General features: G+C 59.9%; 11 protein-coding genes and 1 tRNA gene. 5 read left to right on the top strand and 7 right to left on the bottom strand.

Going from position 1 to position 14,347, the window contains the following annotated elements; translation table 11 throughout:
- Nucleotides 1-142 precede the first annotated feature (142 nt).
- From MCUTH_RS11885 to MCUTH_RS07500, 5 genes are all read right to left on the bottom strand, one after another.
- The gene (locus MCUTH_RS11885; protein ID WP_083524815.1) at nt 143-1,549 is read right to left on the bottom strand and encodes a DUF2795 domain-containing protein; all 1,407 of its coding nucleotides are present in this window, start codon (nt 1,547-1,549) and stop codon (nt 143-145) included.
- Between the two features lie 146 nt (nt 1,550-1,695).
- Nucleotides 1,696-3,003, bottom strand: a complete 1,308-nt coding sequence (locus MCUTH_RS07515; protein ID WP_066957658.1) for a methyl-coenzyme M reductase glutamine C-methyltransferase — start codon at nt 3,001-3,003, stop codon at nt 1,696-1,698.
- Between the two features lie 55 nt (nt 3,004-3,058).
- On the bottom strand, nt 3,059-3,736 hold the full coding sequence (locus MCUTH_RS07510) for a hypothetical protein (RefSeq protein WP_066957656.1): 678 nt from the start codon (nt 3,734-3,736) through the stop codon (nt 3,059-3,061).
- A gap of 126 nt (nt 3,737-3,862) precedes the next feature.
- A complete protein-coding gene (locus tag MCUTH_RS07505) occupies nt 3,863-4,945 on the bottom strand; it encodes an ABC transporter permease (RefSeq protein WP_066957653.1) in 1,083 nt (360 codons plus the stop codon).
- On the bottom strand, nt 4,942-6,747 hold the full coding sequence (locus MCUTH_RS07500) for an ABC transporter (RefSeq protein ID WP_066957651.1): 1,806 nt from the start codon (nt 6,745-6,747) through the stop codon (nt 4,942-4,944). Before MCUTH_RS07500 ends, MCUTH_RS07505 begins: the two co-directional genes overlap by 4 nt.
- A gap of 82 nt (nt 6,748-6,829) precedes the next feature.
- Here MCUTH_RS07500 and MCUTH_RS07495 point away from each other — a divergent pair, with 82 nt between their 5' ends.
- Nucleotides 6,830-7,717 (top strand): ABC transporter ATP-binding protein, encoded by an 888-nt coding sequence (locus tag MCUTH_RS07495; protein WP_066957649.1) that lies wholly within the window; start codon nt 6,830-6,832, stop codon nt 7,715-7,717.
- A gap of 361 nt (nt 7,718-8,078) precedes the next feature.
- Here the strand turns inward: MCUTH_RS07495 and MCUTH_RS07490 are convergent.
- Nucleotides 8,079-8,152 (bottom strand) — tRNA-Lys (locus MCUTH_RS07490).
- A 71-nt stretch (nt 8,153-8,223) separates the two neighbouring features.
- On the opposite strand from MCUTH_RS07490, the gene MCUTH_RS07485 reads away from it, so the two are divergent.
- From MCUTH_RS07485 to MCUTH_RS07475, 3 genes are read left to right on the top strand one after another with little or no spacing between them, the layout of a single operon-like run.
- Nucleotides 8,224-9,726 carry a DHH family phosphoesterase gene (locus tag MCUTH_RS07485; protein WP_083524820.1) on the top strand — a complete coding sequence of 501 codons (1,503 nt, stop codon included), beginning with the start codon at nt 8,224-8,226 and terminating at the stop codon, nt 9,724-9,726.
- Nucleotides 9,723-10,346 carry a 6-hydroxymethylpterin diphosphokinase MptE-like protein gene (locus MCUTH_RS07480; RefSeq protein ID WP_066957648.1) on the top strand — a complete coding sequence of 208 codons (624 nt, stop codon included), beginning with the start codon at nt 9,723-9,725 and terminating at the stop codon, nt 10,344-10,346. The genes MCUTH_RS07485 and MCUTH_RS07480 overlap by 4 nt, the downstream gene beginning before the upstream one ends.
- Nucleotides 10,336-11,979, top strand: coding sequence for a radical SAM protein (locus MCUTH_RS07475; protein WP_066957646.1), 1,644 nt, complete (start codon nt 10,336-10,338; stop codon nt 11,977-11,979). Before MCUTH_RS07480 ends, MCUTH_RS07475 begins: the two co-directional genes overlap by 11 nt.
- A gap of 887 nt (nt 11,980-12,866) precedes the next feature.
- Here the strand turns inward: MCUTH_RS07475 and MCUTH_RS07470 are convergent.
- A complete protein-coding gene (locus MCUTH_RS07470; RefSeq protein WP_066957644.1) occupies nt 12,867-14,003 on the bottom strand; it encodes a CBS domain-containing protein in 1,137 nt (378 codons plus the stop codon).
- Between the two features lie 52 nt (nt 14,004-14,055).
- Here MCUTH_RS07470 and MCUTH_RS07465 point away from each other — a divergent pair, with 52 nt between their 5' ends.
- The gene (locus MCUTH_RS07465) at nt 14,056-14,319 is read left to right on the top strand and encodes a PRC-barrel domain-containing protein (protein ID WP_066957642.1); all 264 of its coding nucleotides are present in this window, start codon (nt 14,056-14,058) and stop codon (nt 14,317-14,319) included.
- Nucleotides 14,320-14,347: the final 28 nt, after the last annotated feature.

Here is a 14,347-nt window from a genome sequence, read left to right as displayed (position 1 = left end):
GCGCAGAGCGGACGATGCACGTTGAGATTATTAAAAATTTCCTCAAATCCCGGGAGGGAATTCTCCGTGATGAAAAAGGGTGTGCGGGGGTCGATGAAGGGATGGTTGCCCCTCATCTGCCAGATTCAGGTGATCCCTTCCGTCACCTGACTTTGCCGAACTCCTCGCTCACTTCGGCGGCTGACCGGTAGGTTCGGTCGCTGAACTGCCGGATCGCCGCAATCACGCTCTCCGGCGCGTTATTCCTCTGCGCGTGGGTGATGAGATCCTCTCTACCTGCCGGATAATCCATGCCCTTGAGGTAGGTCTGCAGGTCGGCCGCGGAGATGCGTTCACGGTGCGGCACAGTCTCCCGGGTAACCGTCTCAGTCCGGGTTTCTCTTGCTCTGGTCTCCAATGCTTCTGGCCGCTCGCCGTGGGTCTCCCTGCCGAACTCGACGCTTACGTCGGCAGCCGACTGATAGGTTCGGTCACTGAACTGCTGGATTGCCGCAATCACGCTCTCCGGTGCGTTGTTCCTCTGCGCGTGGGCGACAAGATCCTCCCTTCCCGCCGGATAATCCGTGCCCTTGAGGTAGGTCTGCAGGTCGGATGCGGAGATGCGTTCCCGGTGCGGCACGGTCTTTCGGACCTCGGGCTCCCCCCGGGTGACGGTCTCCGGCGCTCCCGGCCGTTCGCCGCGGGTCTCTCTGCCGAACTCCTCGCTCACCTCGGCGGCTGACCGGTAGGTCCGGTCGCTGAAGCCCTGAAGTATCGTGATCACGCTCTCCGGTGCGTTGTTCCTCTGCGCATGGGCGACGAGATCCTCTCTGCCCGCGGGGTAATCCATGCCCTTGAGGTAGGTCTGCAGGTCGGCCGCGGAGATGTGCCCGGGAGCCGGTCCCGGGGTCGTAATGGGGCGTTCGGCCCCCATCACCGGACGGGTCTCCGCTTCTGCCGGACGTTCTCTCCTGACCTCCTCGACGACGGTCTCTCTCCGGGTCGGCCGCTCCTCGGTGCGCGGGGTCGTCGGGACTCCGCCCCAACCGCCCGCGACCGTCTGGACGGGCGGTGGCATCGGGACGTCTCTTTCCGGGGGCATGGGTTCCGCCTTCGGTGCCGCCGCTCCCATCTCCGCCGAGGGTGGGCGTTCTGTTACCGGGCGTGAGGGTTCCACTACCCCGCCGCGAACCGGTGGTGGTGTCCTGATCAGGCTCCAGTCACCTTCGGCGGGCATACTCTCCCGGGAAAACCCTGATGCACTATCAAGCCTCTGCTTATCGGTATCCACAACAGCAACCCTCTCTCCCGGGCGGGTTCGAACTGCTTCCCAGGGAATGGCAAAATGTTTCTCACCAAACCCGAGGATCCCGCCGTAGGCGAGCACCGCGTATCTGATACAGCCACTCTCGCGGTCGATCGCGATATCGGTAAGGTCGCCGAGCCTCTCTCCCTCCGGGTTCTGAACCCTGATATCCCTGATCTCATGTGCCCGCATCAGGTCTACCGTCTCTCCCAATCTTGGCCGGGTCTCCATCTCCAGCGCCGGCCCAGTCTGTCGTCCAGCCATCGTATCTCCCTCTAACTCGTTTACCTGCGAAGGGGTATCCCTTCAAGGCAGGGGGAGTAGAGGATCGAGGATACTTAAGGGTTTCCCGTTCGGGAGAATCTGTCGTGATCAGGAATTAATGAGAAGAGGGATCTCCGGTCCCGAACTCATCTTTGGGCGTAGCGGAGGATCAGCTCGGTTGCCGCCCGGATGTCTTCTCCCTGTTTCTTTGCCTCGGCTAAGTACGCGGCGTAGACCTCGTCAGTCACAAGCCGAATCTGCGGCCGATACATATCGGCATGCATCATCAGGTCAAAGCACCGCGCTTCGCTCTCCGTAAGATGCAGGGCCCGGTACTCCCCGGTATGCGGCATAAAAGCCGGGTTTTTATCGCGAGGCGTCCTGATCACCAGATCGGCGAGCGGCGTCCCGGGAATTGGCTCGGCGCTGCTTATGAAGACATCGTCGAGTGAGAGCGCGGCAACCAGGTCTTTTGTCGCCTCGTAGTCCCGTTCCGTCTCGCCCGGGTAGCCGACGATGAAACTTCCTGCAACGTGAAGACCATGCTCCCGGCACCGTTCCACCGCCTCCTCGACCTCGCGGACGGTCGCGCCCTTGCCCATCTGTCGGAGCACCCGGTTGCTCCCCGACTCGATCCCAAAAAAGACCCACCCGATGGTATATTGCCGGATGGCGTCCAGGATCTCGTCGGTGATGCAGTCGACGCGGATGTCCGGGGCGGATACATTCTTTGGCCCCATCACTTCCGCCATCCCGCGGAGAAGGGCGATGAAGGCCCCGGGATTCATCTCGCAACCGTGGGAGCCGTAGAGCGACCCGGTCCCCCCCGAGATCGAGAGCCGCTTGGCCCCGGCTGCACGGAATGCCTTCACCTCCTCGATGATGCTCTCAAGCGGCCTGCTCCTGACTTCTCTCCCGAAGAACCGGGGCACCTGGCAGAAGGTGCATCCCCCGATGCATCCCCGGTGGGTCTCGATGTACGCGCTCGCGCCCCGGATGCTCTGGCTGCCGATATCCTCCGGGATCAGGGGGAGCGGCCGATCGATCGGCGCCGGTGGGGCGGGGGCCGTCACGACGGCCTGGTCGCCGTCAAGGTAGGCGATACCGGGGAGGGTCTCCGAGGCGCCCTCCTCGGCGAGGCGGACCACGGTCTCCTCGCCCTCGCCGACGACCACCGCATCGGGAGCGAGCTCCCGAAGCACGATCTCCGGTACGGCCGAGACCGGTCCCCCGACGTAGACCGTGCCCCCCCGCTCGCGGTGTCTCCGGACAAGCGACCTGATTTTGGGGTCGAGAAGGTGCTGGGTCGAGAAGAGGCTCGCAAGCAGGAGTGAGCCTTCCGGAACCTCGGGCGTCCGGGTGAGCGTGACCTCGTGTCCCGCATCGCGCAGAACGCCGCCGATCAGCATGGCGCCGTAGGTGTAGATGCCGGGGGAGAAGATCGTGATATCCATGATTATACAGTATCTGCAGGGCAGTATACAAATGGTGAGGCTCCGCAAAGCCCAGTCAGAGCGTCGTCGGCATCTTGTAGCGTCGGGCCTCAGCCACGGTATGGGTGTTGCGGTCTTTCGCGTCGATCAACCGGGCCTGGAGCCGCATGATCTCTGCAATGAGGGGCGGCGGGTTCTGCTCCAGCGTCTCCCGCACCAGGGCACGTGCCTCCCGGAACCTTCCTGCCCTGCGGAGAAGATCTACCAAGATCGCCTCATCGCCTCCTGCCTGGGTGGTCAGCCGATCCCCCTGTTCCCACGCCCGCCGCAGGAGATCGGCGGCGCGTATTCGGCAGATTCGGGCGGGGACGTCATCACCTTCATCATCGCAGATCCAGGCGGCATGGAGGGATGCCCACGCGGCCTGGGCCGGAGCACCGAGTTCCTCCTGAATGATCGACCAGCAGAGGAAGGTGTTTGCAAGTCTCGGGAACCTGCGGGAGTCGAGCTGCCAGCGGTAGCGGGGTAGTTTCACCACGTCGGCCACCCCCTCTGGGGCCTTCCCCGGATCCGGGGCACAGTAACCGCAGGATGGGCAACGTTTCACCCATGCATAGATTGTGGAGCGCAGAGGTTCGGCCGGACGGGTATCGAGGTCCCGCGACCCGACACTGCCGGCGGCCTCGGGGATGGTGAACCGGCAGGGGTCGCCGCAGACTGCACAGGTTGTGTTGAGGTAGCGGAGGTTGGTCATCGATGGCCGGAATTGTATAATTCACAATATATAACTTATCAAAAATGATCTCGGGTGGGGGCATCTCTACCCCGGGTCGTGTCGGATTCACCGGGACGGAATGCGACGTTCTCTAATTCTCTCATCTCATCGTTCTTTCTGGCCGGATTCCCCGATCTTCTGGGCATAGGCTGTTGCAGCCCAGCCGAGGAGCACCGTTGCACCTGCGGTCAGGGCGAGGATCAGCCAGTGGATCGGGCCGGCGGTATCCACCGCGAGTCGCACTATGAGGTTTAAGGGGTTGTAGGGGACGGCCATAACGAAGAGGAAGACCACGACGAGGGCCGTCGAGAAGACGAACTGGGCGCTGGTTCTCTCACGGTAGTGAAGCGCAACGATTGCCGCAAGAAGGATGAGGAAGAGACCGCCCACTGAAGCGTGGAGGAGGATTGCGGCTATGTTTCCGACCGCGATGCCGTTTAACCCGAGAAGAAGGAGCCAGGCTCCTGCCTGGACCGGAACCAGGACTGCGCAGGTGGCAATCTTCCCCCAGATCATCTCCGTGTACGTGATCGGCGTCGAGATGAGTGTCTCAAGTGTCTGGCGCTGGTACTCCTCGGTGATGAGATCGATGATCAACGCCGCCGAGACGATCGCCGGGAGGAGGACGAGCAGGGGAATGAGGAGGCCGTAAACGAATTCAAAGAAACTCTCACCGCCACTGGCCTTAGGGAAGTTCAGCCCGATGGGGTAGGAGACCATCCGGTCGGCCCGAACCTCCCGGAGTTCCCTTTCGTAACTCTGGAGGACCTCTTTTAACTTCACGTTGATGATGCTCGATTGCAGGTCGTTCTGGATGAGGTAGAGCGTGATCGTGATCGGCCCCTCTGCATCCGGCGGTGTATCCGGGACATGAACCACCGCTGCGATCTGGCGATCGCTGAGCGCGTCGATCGCTGTTTGGAGATCCATCCGGTAAAGCACGAGGTCGTCCCTTTTTGCGAACTCATCGATGAGTGGTGAATCTGCCCCGGTGTAGCCGACACCGTAGGTGGTCGCGGAGTAACTCTCGATCGCCTCGGGGTCGTACATGGCGGTGAGCCCCACCATCAGGAACGAGGAGAACATCGCGATAAAGACCTGCAGGAGGACGGCAAAAAGAATCGTCTTCTCCGATGAGAGTCCGAGGAACTCTTTCTTTGCAATGATCCCGATATGACGGCCGTTCACAGCAGTCCCCCCGTGAGGAAGTAGAGGTTGTAGAGGCTGTGCACCACGCTCGCCGCGATGAGGCCGGGTACATAGGCGTGGCGTCCCCCGAGCAGAAGGAAGCCGCCGGTGATCAGCACCCCGGTGATATGGAGAAGGAGCGGCATCCAGAGCACCTGGAGAGAGAGGAAGAGGACGCTTCCGAAGATCGACTCCGTGATCTGGGCGAGCGTGGCAAAGAGGAGGAGTTTTTCCCCGACAAGGAACCCGAGACCGATGGCGACCGCCCCGAAGATCAGGTTCTTTGGCGTCAGGAACGTTGGACGTTCACGTGCTACGGCGTAGATCCCGATCGACTTCGCAAACTCCTCGATGAATGCCGCAGAGACGGTCAGGAGGACGAGGGAGAGCGGCATCGGGATGTTGAAGAAGAGGACGAGCGTCATCATCTGCGCCATAAAGACGAACGGTATTGTGAAGGCGGCAAGGATGAAGAGCGCAAGGTTCGGATGGTCGCGGTTGATCGCGCCTGAGATGAAGTCCGCAAGCCGTGATGTGAGGGGTTTCTCGGAAAAGAGCCGCTCCTCGCGGAAGTTGATTGTGCCGAGATAAAAGAGGATGATGCTTGTTGCAAAGAAGAGCGCGGTCGAGTAGACATACTCCATGGCGGTGAATCCCTCACCTTGGAGTTCGAGGACGATCAGGGTGAGGGGGGAGATGATGCTTATGACATGGGTGTTTGCAAAGATCGTCGGGAAGAAGAGGTACGATGTGGCGAGCGTCGAGAAGAATATCGAGACGAACGAGAGCTCCTTGAAGCTCCGGGAGGCCATCCCGATGATCAGGGCGTTTGCGAGGAAGAAGAGGATGACCGGGATGAGCGGGAGGAGGATCGTGAGCGGCGCCCCGATAAAGACGGTGATTGCGCCTGCAATGATGAGCATGAGCCCGAAGTAGGGGAGGGCTTTCCCGATGACGATCGCGCTCGATCTGATCGGGGTGGAGAGGAGCGCCTCCCCGGCCCTTCCCACCCGCTCGTTCATCACGCTCATCATGAAGAACTGTGAGGTGAAATAAAGCGGGAATATAAAGACGAAGACAAGAATGAGTGCATCGTAGGGGAGCGGAGGCGAGAGCTCCGAGGGTACGAGAAGCCCGTCTGTTGCAGAACTGCCCGAGAGGATACCGGTGTAGCGACTCATGGGGTGATCGCTCCTCGCCTCCGCGAGGTGTACTCGAAGGTCATCCTCGGAGACCAGCATGGCCGACGGTGGGGGCGTCACCGCCTCGACTGATCCGGGCGTAGCGCGGGGTACTCTGGTATCTGCCGTGGGGCTCGCCTGCTCTCCGCTCATTACCGTCTGAAAATCAAGCTCGCTCTTCACGTACTCCAGATCGATCCAGAGCGGGTAGCCTGCAAAGAGATCGGGCTCCCCTGCGGCCACGCGAGAGACATAACCATCGTAATCACGCTTCAGTGTCTTTAGCGCCGCCAGCCCTTTCTCTGTTTCGGCGGCATAGACCTCGCCGTTTAAGATGATTATATCATATGCAAACCGGTTCTCCCAGAGGGCCGGGCCATCATCGAGGTAGAGGGTAAAGCGGTTATCAGGGGCGACGATCCGGGCGACCTCGGGGTCATCGATGCCGATGCGATAGATCCCGTCCTGCATATGGACGCCGCTTGAGGCGGCAAACCCCATCACCAGTACCAGGAGGACGAGCAAACCTGCCGCGAGCGGTAAGACATGCCTGCCCATCGTGGTCATCGACCTGTTCATCTCCCAGACGGCGATCGTCCAGATAGAAGAAGCGCGACTCATGGTAATGCCCGGTGACGTCAGAGATTCATAACTCTCTGCAACAAACTATTTGTAGACATCGAAGACATAAAAGAGGTGTCCCATGATAACGGCCCGCTCCCTTGTCAAATATTACGGCGACTTCCCGGCTCTCGACGGTGTCACCTTCGATCTCGACGATGCACGGATACTTGGGGTGATCGGGCACAACGGCGCTGGAAAGACGACGCTCTTAAAGATCATGGCCGGCCTTATTCTCCCGACAGCAGGTAACCTCGTCATCAACGGAATCGATGTCGCAAGAAGGCCGCTCGATCTGAAGCAGAACCTGGGCTACCTCCCTGAGGAGTCCCGGCTCTACGAGACGATGACCGTGGATGCCTACCTTGCGTTCTTTGGGGAGATCTACGGCCTCAGGAAGGAGGTCATCCGGAGGCGGCGCGAAGACCTTCTCGCGGAGCTTGCGCTCGAGCCAAACGGGAAAAAGATCGGGGAACTCTCGAAAGGCATGAAGCGCAAGGTTGCGATCGCACGGTCGCTGATGCACGACCCTGGTCTCCTCATCTACGATGAGCCCACCTCCGGCCTCGATCCCATGACCTCCCGGTCGGTGATCGAGTACGTCAAAGGTCTTCGCGACCGGGGCAAGACCGTGATCTTCTCGGCACACAACCTCTTTCAGGTAGAGGAGGTCTGCGATATGGTGTTGATCCTGCGCCGGGGTAGAGTGGTGGCTAAGGGCACCATGCCCGAACTTCGGGAGAAGTTCGGATCTCTCACGTATCAGGTCTTCTTCCGCATCGGTGACCCGGCAACTTTCACCACATCGGTCGACTACACCATCTCCGATGGCCGGTACCTTACCGTAGCTCACTCTATTGAGGAGTTGAACCGGACGACCGCGACGCTTGCAGCCGATGGCGCGACGATCGACCGGATTGAGTCTCATTACCCGACGCTTGAGGAGATGCTCTTTAAGATTGGACAGTGACGACCCGGGTTTGCCTGAAGATGCTCCAGCGGCGCCCCCGGGCGGCCTGCAGCGATTGCACCTCTGGAATTCTTTTTTAGTCAGGTGTGCATCACATTTGTCCGTTTATTCCGCCGGAGCAGGTATTATATATCTTTGGCATATATGTGCCTCCGGTACCCCGGAAAGCTTGCAGCAATCAAGCCCGCGTTAGAATCCGCGGTTAGTCTTGAGGCTGATTGGGCTCGAATGGATTGCCCGGCGCCACGTTGAGAGTCGGGGGATCGTTTGAATAAATGGTCGGCTACAAGATTGAAACTGGTTTGCTGGAGTGATCTTTAGATCGGGAAAATTCACATGATAAGAAGAGACAAGTGTTCGACGGGCCTGAAGGGATTTGAACCCTTGGCCTACGGATTAAGAGTCCGTCGCTCTGCCGAACTAAGCTACAGGCCCAAGCATCTGACCTAACAGTATAGGATATGAAAGAATATAAATATTACGGATACCTCCCGAAAATCGCAGAGATGGAATCCCTTAATACGATGAGAAGTTACACCATTGTACGCATGCCTGAGGCGGTTCAGAACGTTTCAAAGGAACGTATCAAGTACATCATTCTTGGCTGCGGGAGCACCGGCTATAACGTCGTGGAGGAGCTCGGGCAGGAGAACGAGGACCTCATCATTGTCGATAAGGACGAAAAAAGGGTCGAAGATCTCCGTGATCAGAAGTACGAGGCGATTGTTGGAGATATCAGAGATCCCGATCTGCTAGACCGGCTGCCGGTCCCGGAGATCGCATTCATCCTCGCGAACGACCGGGAAGCCAATCTAGCTGCGCTCAGGACACTCAAGAACCGTTATCCGGCGACCTACGTCATTGCGCGCGCCACAGACCCTGTCAGCGTTGACCTTCTCCAGCAGGAGGGTGCTGATGTCGTCCTCTATCCACAGGAGGTGGTGGCCCGGACAGCTATCCACCATATCAGGAAGCTCCATTCCTCGCGGCTCGCCCTGCGGCTCTATGATCTGCTCGCTTCCTGGGAGGGGACGCTCTGCATCGTCACCCACTTGAACCCCGATCCTGACTCAATCTCGAGCGCTATGGCGCTCTCAATGATTGCGCGGCACGCGAGCCACAACAAACTCGACTGCCGGATTGTCTACGAGGGCGATATCGGGCACCAGGAGAACCGAGCGTTCATCAACCTTCTTGATATCAAAATGGAGCGGCTCACCCCCCAGATCCTTTCTGAATGCAGCTATATTGCTCTGGTTGATTCGTCCGGACCCGGCGTGAATAACGAACTCCCCAAGACCACCCGGGTCAACATCATCATCGACCATCACAAGAACGGTGAGCATCTCCCCTCCGTTGCTGACTTCGTTGATATCAGACCGGGAGTCGGTGCCACGGCGAGTATCCTGACACAGTATCTGATGGAACTCGATATTCCTGTGAACAAGACGGTCGCCACAGCCCTCCTGTACGGCATTCGGGCGGATACCAGGGACTTCAAGAGGAACGTCACGCCCCAGGACCTCAACTATGCAGCGTTCCTCCTCCCCCTGACCGACTCAGACCTCCTCGATAAGATTACCTCCCCTACAATCTCCCAGGAGACTGTTGATATAATCGGAAACGCTATCAGGAACCGGCGGATCAAGAGCGGCTACCTCTTTTCGAACGTCGGTTACATCAGAAACCGCGATGCGCTTCCCCAGGCGGCTGATATGCTGATCCACCTTGAGGGTGTGAATACCGCGCTGGTCTACGGTATCAGCGACCAGAACATCATCATCTCCGCCAGAAACAAAGATATCAGGATTCACCTGGGTAAGGTGATGGCCGAGGCCTTCGGCCCTATCGGAGAGGCGGGCGGGCACGCTACGATGGCCGCCGCCCAGATCCCGCTCAATTATTTCTCGATGGTGAAGGAGAAGGAGGGCCTGCTCGCCCTGGTGATCGACCCGATCCTCAAGCGGTTCTCCAGCATTGTCGGCCTGGATGACGAGGACGAAGAATGAGGTTTGAGGACTGGGAACCTCACTACGCTGCAATCCTCGAGTATTTCGGGTTCGACCGCGAGGCTGACGAGGATGCGGCCCGGCTGCTTGCAGAACTGGCCGGCGGTCGTGACGATATTGGCGTGCTTGAAAAGCTCGTTCGGGGAAAATCGGTGACGGTCTGCGGGAACGCCCCTAATCTTGCAAAAGAACTGGATAGGATCGAGGGGACTGTGCTCGCCGCCGATGCGGCCGCAGAGGTGCTCGTGGGGCATGGGATCCAGCCAGATGCCGTCTTTACTGACCTGGATGGGGCAACCGATATCTTCATCGACCTCTCACGGCAGGGGACGGTGATGGTCGTGCATGCTCACGGCGACAACATCCCGCTTCTTCGTCACTGGGTCCCCCGTCTGCCGGGCCCGCTCGTTGCCACCACGCAGGCGGCCCCCATACCCGGCGTCCACAACTTCGGTGGGTTCACCGATGGCGACCGGGCGGTCTTTGCCGCCGACGAACTCGGTGCGGCAGAGATCCGGATCATCGGGTTCGATCTTGCCGACCGGGACGTCGATCCCCTCAAGCGGGGAAAACTTTACTGGGCGGGAAGATTGCTCCGCCTGATCGGGTATGACCTCTAGCGCCCTCATCATCGACGGCTACGTCGACGAGCCTGCCTGCCTCGGTGTCGCCCCCTACATCTCCCCTTACGTGAGAGAGGTTGCCGGGGTTCTCATCGAGCACGGCTACGCCCCCCGCTACGTCACCATCGACCAGGTCCGGTCCGACCCGGCTCTCGTCGCCGCATCCGGGCGGGATGATCTTGTGGTGATGATCGCGGGGCTGACCGTGCCCGGTGCCTACATCGGGGGGAAACCGGCGACTCTGACGGAAATCCAGCAACTCGGGACGTTGCTTCGGGAACCGACTACCGCGATAGGCGGGCCGATCACCTTCGGTTACGCGTCCGGAGGCGGGAGAATGGCGGTTCGGCAGGCGATTGCCGGATTCGACGTCATGCTCTCGGGTTCGCCGGCGGTCGCACTGGACGCCTGGCTCTCGGGCGGGGAGCCTGCCGGTGCGGCCGATTACTCTCTGACCGATCCCTGGTCGGTCCTGGGCGCGGGGGTCATCGCTCAGCATCCGGCGTTCCCCTACGTTATGTGCGAACTCGAGACCGCGATTGGATGCTCGCGGGCGACGGTCGGAGGCTGCTCCTTCTGCACCGAACCCTTTTACGGCCTCCCGCGCTACCGGAGCATCGAGGGAATCGCGGAGGAGGTGGCGGCGCTCCATGCTGCCGGAGCCCGCCACTTCAGGCTCGGCCGACAGCCGGATCTCCTAGCCTACCAGAGCCAAGGCGGGGAGTTCCCGGTCCCGCGCCCGGAGGTGCTCGAAGACCTCTTCTCCGCGATCCGGAGCATGGCTCCGGATCTTGCGACCCTGCATATCGACAACATCAATCCGGGCACCATCGCCCGGCATGAGGATGCAGCGCGGGCGGCGCTTGAGGCGATCGTCGCAGGCCACACCCCCGGCGACACCGCCGCCTTCGGGATGGAGACCGCCGATCCCACGGTGGTCGCGGCAAACAACCTCAAAGCGATGCCGGACGACGTCTTCCGTGCGATCGAGGTCGTGAACGATGTCGGGGGAGGCCGGACGGACGGCATCCCAGAACTTCTGCCGGGCTTGAACTTCATCATCGGTCTTGCCGGGGAGACGCCGGCGACCTTCGATGCGAACGAGAGATTCCTCAAACGTGTCCTTGATGCCGGGCTCATGGTACGGCGGGTGAATATCCGCCAGCTGATGCCGTTTGAGGGGACGGCGGCCTACGACGAGCACACCATCGGGAAGCACGACGCAAGGTTCCGCTCCTTCAAGGAGTGGACCCGGACCCACTTCGACGAGCCGATGCTCCGCCGGGTCTTTCCGGTCGGGACCATCCTTCGAGATGTCGTCATCGAGATCAGCGGTAAACCCTCATTCGGCCGGCAGATGGGCTCCTATCCGATTCTCGTCGGGATCCCTCTCGAACTACCGGTAAAGACAGTCCTTGACACCGTCGTGGTGGACTGGGGAATGCGGTCCGTGACGGCCCTTCCCTGCCCGGTGGAGATCAACACCCTGCCTGTCTCGGCGCTCCGGTGGATCCCCGGCGTCGGGAAGAAGAGGGCCGCAACCATCGCGGCCCGCCGCCCGTTCCGGAGCCTCGAGGAGTTCCGAAAGATCGTCGGGGAGACGGGGATCGAGGGTGTGATGAAGTTTTAGGGCGGGGGCTTCATATGCAGACTGCCGCTGTCTTTGGGAGTTGCGTTTGGCCTGATGATGTTTGGACTCATGATCGGAATTAATCCTGACTAAAAGATCGCATAATCTCACTCACGGATTTCCATCGGCTTCGTACATCCGGTGCTCTAGCCCCGGTTCTCCAAACCATCGCCACATGCACCTAACGGTGCTTGAGCTCCGTTCCTGTAGGTACGTCGCCTATCGCAACTCACTGCCCCCGCCCCCTGGGGGCGGGGAACGACTGGCGCGAGCATCGCGAGCGGCAGGAGTTGGAGCACCGCAGGTGCGAGTGAGGAGGCCGAAGGCCGGGCGGGGTGGGGGTTACAAAGTAATTTGAGGGGCTCGCCATCGGGCATGACGGGCTGAAAGGCCAAAACTCGAGAAACCCGCAAGGTTTCGAGGAATGGAGAGCGAAAAAGTCGAAGGTCTTCGAAGGAGCATCCCCCAGTCTCTTCACACCTGACAGTGTTCAAACACGCTTCTAAGGTCCTTGACCTTCTCAAGACTCAAATGTCATCTATCGCCATTCCAAGATAGGAGCACCCCCTGCGTGGGCACCTGCACCCCATCCTCAGAACCCCCACCGCCCGCGCTTCGCGCTCCTCAATCGCACCTGGCGGTGCTCAATCTCCTTTCCCTGCGGGAAAGTCGTTCCGCCCCCAAGGGGGCGGGCAGTGCGTGGCGATGGACGGTGTGGTAGGTAAGGTATTTGATTACCGAAGGTGCGGGAACAATGGAAATCCGTGAAATGGGATAACACTACGTTCCAATAGAAAGTAGTTCTCTACAAAATCGAGGGTTCGGGGAGCCAGGGACATCCCAAGCTCCTGCCGTTCCAGTATACCGCACCTTTGGCCGGTCGTTTTCTACCCTTCTTCCCGAAGTTCCATCACTCGCAGGACGTCCGTGCGGGTGACGATCCCGACCAGGACATCGTCCGCGACCACCGGGATCCTCCCGATATCCATCCCGGATATGATTCTCAGTGCATCGATGAGCGGTGCCGATGGTGATAGGGTGGTCGGGTTCCGGGTCATGACGTCCCGCACCTGCATCGCCTCCCGATCGAGCTGCGGGACCTTGTGGATGTCGGAGAGGGTGATGATCCCGACAAGCGAGCCGCGTTCAACAACGGGGAATCCGAGGTGCTTCGTCTCGTACATCATCTCCACCACGCGTGCGAGGGGTACTGTTGGCTCCACCGTGGTGACGGGGCTGCTCATCGCATCTGCAACCGTGACGTCCTGAAGCAGAATGTTGTAGCGCAGGTACGTGGCCTCCTGGTTCGCCCCGATATATATGAAGAAGGCAATGATGATCAGGATGGGGTTTAGGAGCAGGAGCCCCACAATCCCGAAGAGGACGGCAAACGCCTTCCCGACATCGGCGGCGATCCGCGTCGCCCGGGCAAGTGGCATCCTCCGGGCGAGCCATGCCCGCAGCACGCGCCCTCCGTCCATGGGAAACGCCGGGAGGAGGTTAAACCCGAAGAGCAGGACATTCAGGAGCCCGAGGTACCCGAAGGTGAAGACCAGGACACCGGCCACCGCCGGATCTTCGATGAGAGCATCAAAGACGTAGACCAGAGCGCTGCTGACAAGGCCGACCGCAAGGCTCGTGAGCGGGCCTGCAAGCGCCATGGGGAGCTCGATCTTCGGGTCCGGCATCGTGTCTTCCACCTGGGAGACCCCTCCGAGGATGAGGAGGGTGATGCTGTGGATCTCGATCCCCTTAGCTTTTGCGATGAGCGAGTGGGCCATCTCGTGGATGAAGACACCGAAGAAGAGGCCGAGTGCGACGACGGTCCCGAGGATGTAGGGGTTAAAATTCGCCGTAATCAGCGTCAGGTCGATCGGAACACCAAAGAGGACAGCGATCAACTCGGTCGTGAGCACGATCTGGCTCCCGATGATCCAAGCAAAGAGCGGAATTACCAGAAGGAAACTCCAATGCAGTTTGACCGGGATCCCGGCAAGGTTTCCGATCTGCAGCGACGCGTCCATGAAAATGAGTATCTTTTTATCATTTATAGTAATATACCTTCAGAGGGTACCGATGAGAACACAGGTCACAGAGTTGTTCGGACTGAGCGTCTATACCGATAGGGCCATCTTTGTTGGGAATGTCGACGATGTTGTGATCGATGTGGATCAGAAGAAAATTGACTCCCTTGCAGTCGGAGAACTCAACCCCGAGATCGGTGAGGTAAAGGGGTACGTTGGGCTGCAGATCCCCTTCCGGATCGTAAAGAGCGTCGGGGATATCGTCATCGTCCGCCACATCCCCGGGATCTTCAAGTCGCCGGCAAAGGAAGAGTAACTACAACCCTCTCGGCCCGATATCTCTA

This window comes from Methanoculleus thermophilus (genome assembly GCF_001571405.1).
GTDB lineage: Archaea > Halobacteriota > Methanomicrobia > Methanomicrobiales > Methanoculleaceae > Methanoculleus > Methanoculleus thermophilus.
Note: the sequence above shows the minus strand (reverse complement) of the source record. Positions and strands in the feature narration are given on the sequence as shown.

Coding starts and splice junctions, on each gene's coding strand:
- MCUTH_RS11885 (WP_083524815.1), bottom strand. CDS start 1,549: ATGGCTGGACGACAGACTGGGCCGGCGCTGGAGATGGAGACCCGGCCA.
- MCUTH_RS07515 (WP_066957658.1), bottom strand. CDS start 3,003: ATGGATATCACGATCTTCTCCCCCGGCATCTACACCTACGGCGCCATG.
- MCUTH_RS07510 (WP_066957656.1), bottom strand. CDS start 3,736: ATGACCAACCTCCGCTACCTCAACACAACCTGTGCAGTCTGCGGCGAC.
- MCUTH_RS07500 (WP_066957651.1), bottom strand. CDS start 6,747: ATGAGTCGCGCTTCTTCTATCTGGACGATCGCCGTCTGGGAGATGAAC.
- MCUTH_RS07495 (WP_066957649.1), top strand. CDS start 6,830: ATGATAACGGCCCGCTCCCTTGTCAAATATTACGGCGACTTCCCGGCT.
- MCUTH_RS07485 (WP_083524820.1), top strand. CDS start 8,224: ATGGAATCCCTTAATACGATGAGAAGTTACACCATTGTACGCATGCCT.
- MCUTH_RS07480 (WP_066957648.1), top strand. CDS start 9,723: ATGAGGTTTGAGGACTGGGAACCTCACTACGCTGCAATCCTCGAGTAT.
- MCUTH_RS07475 (WP_066957646.1), top strand. CDS start 10,336: ATGACCTCTAGCGCCCTCATCATCGACGGCTACGTCGACGAGCCTGCC.
- MCUTH_RS07470 (WP_066957644.1), bottom strand. CDS start 14,003: ATGGACGCGTCGCTGCAGATCGGAAACCTTGCCGGGATCCCGGTCAAA.
- MCUTH_RS07465 (WP_066957642.1), top strand. CDS start 14,056: ATGAGAACACAGGTCACAGAGTTGTTCGGACTGAGCGTCTATACCGAT.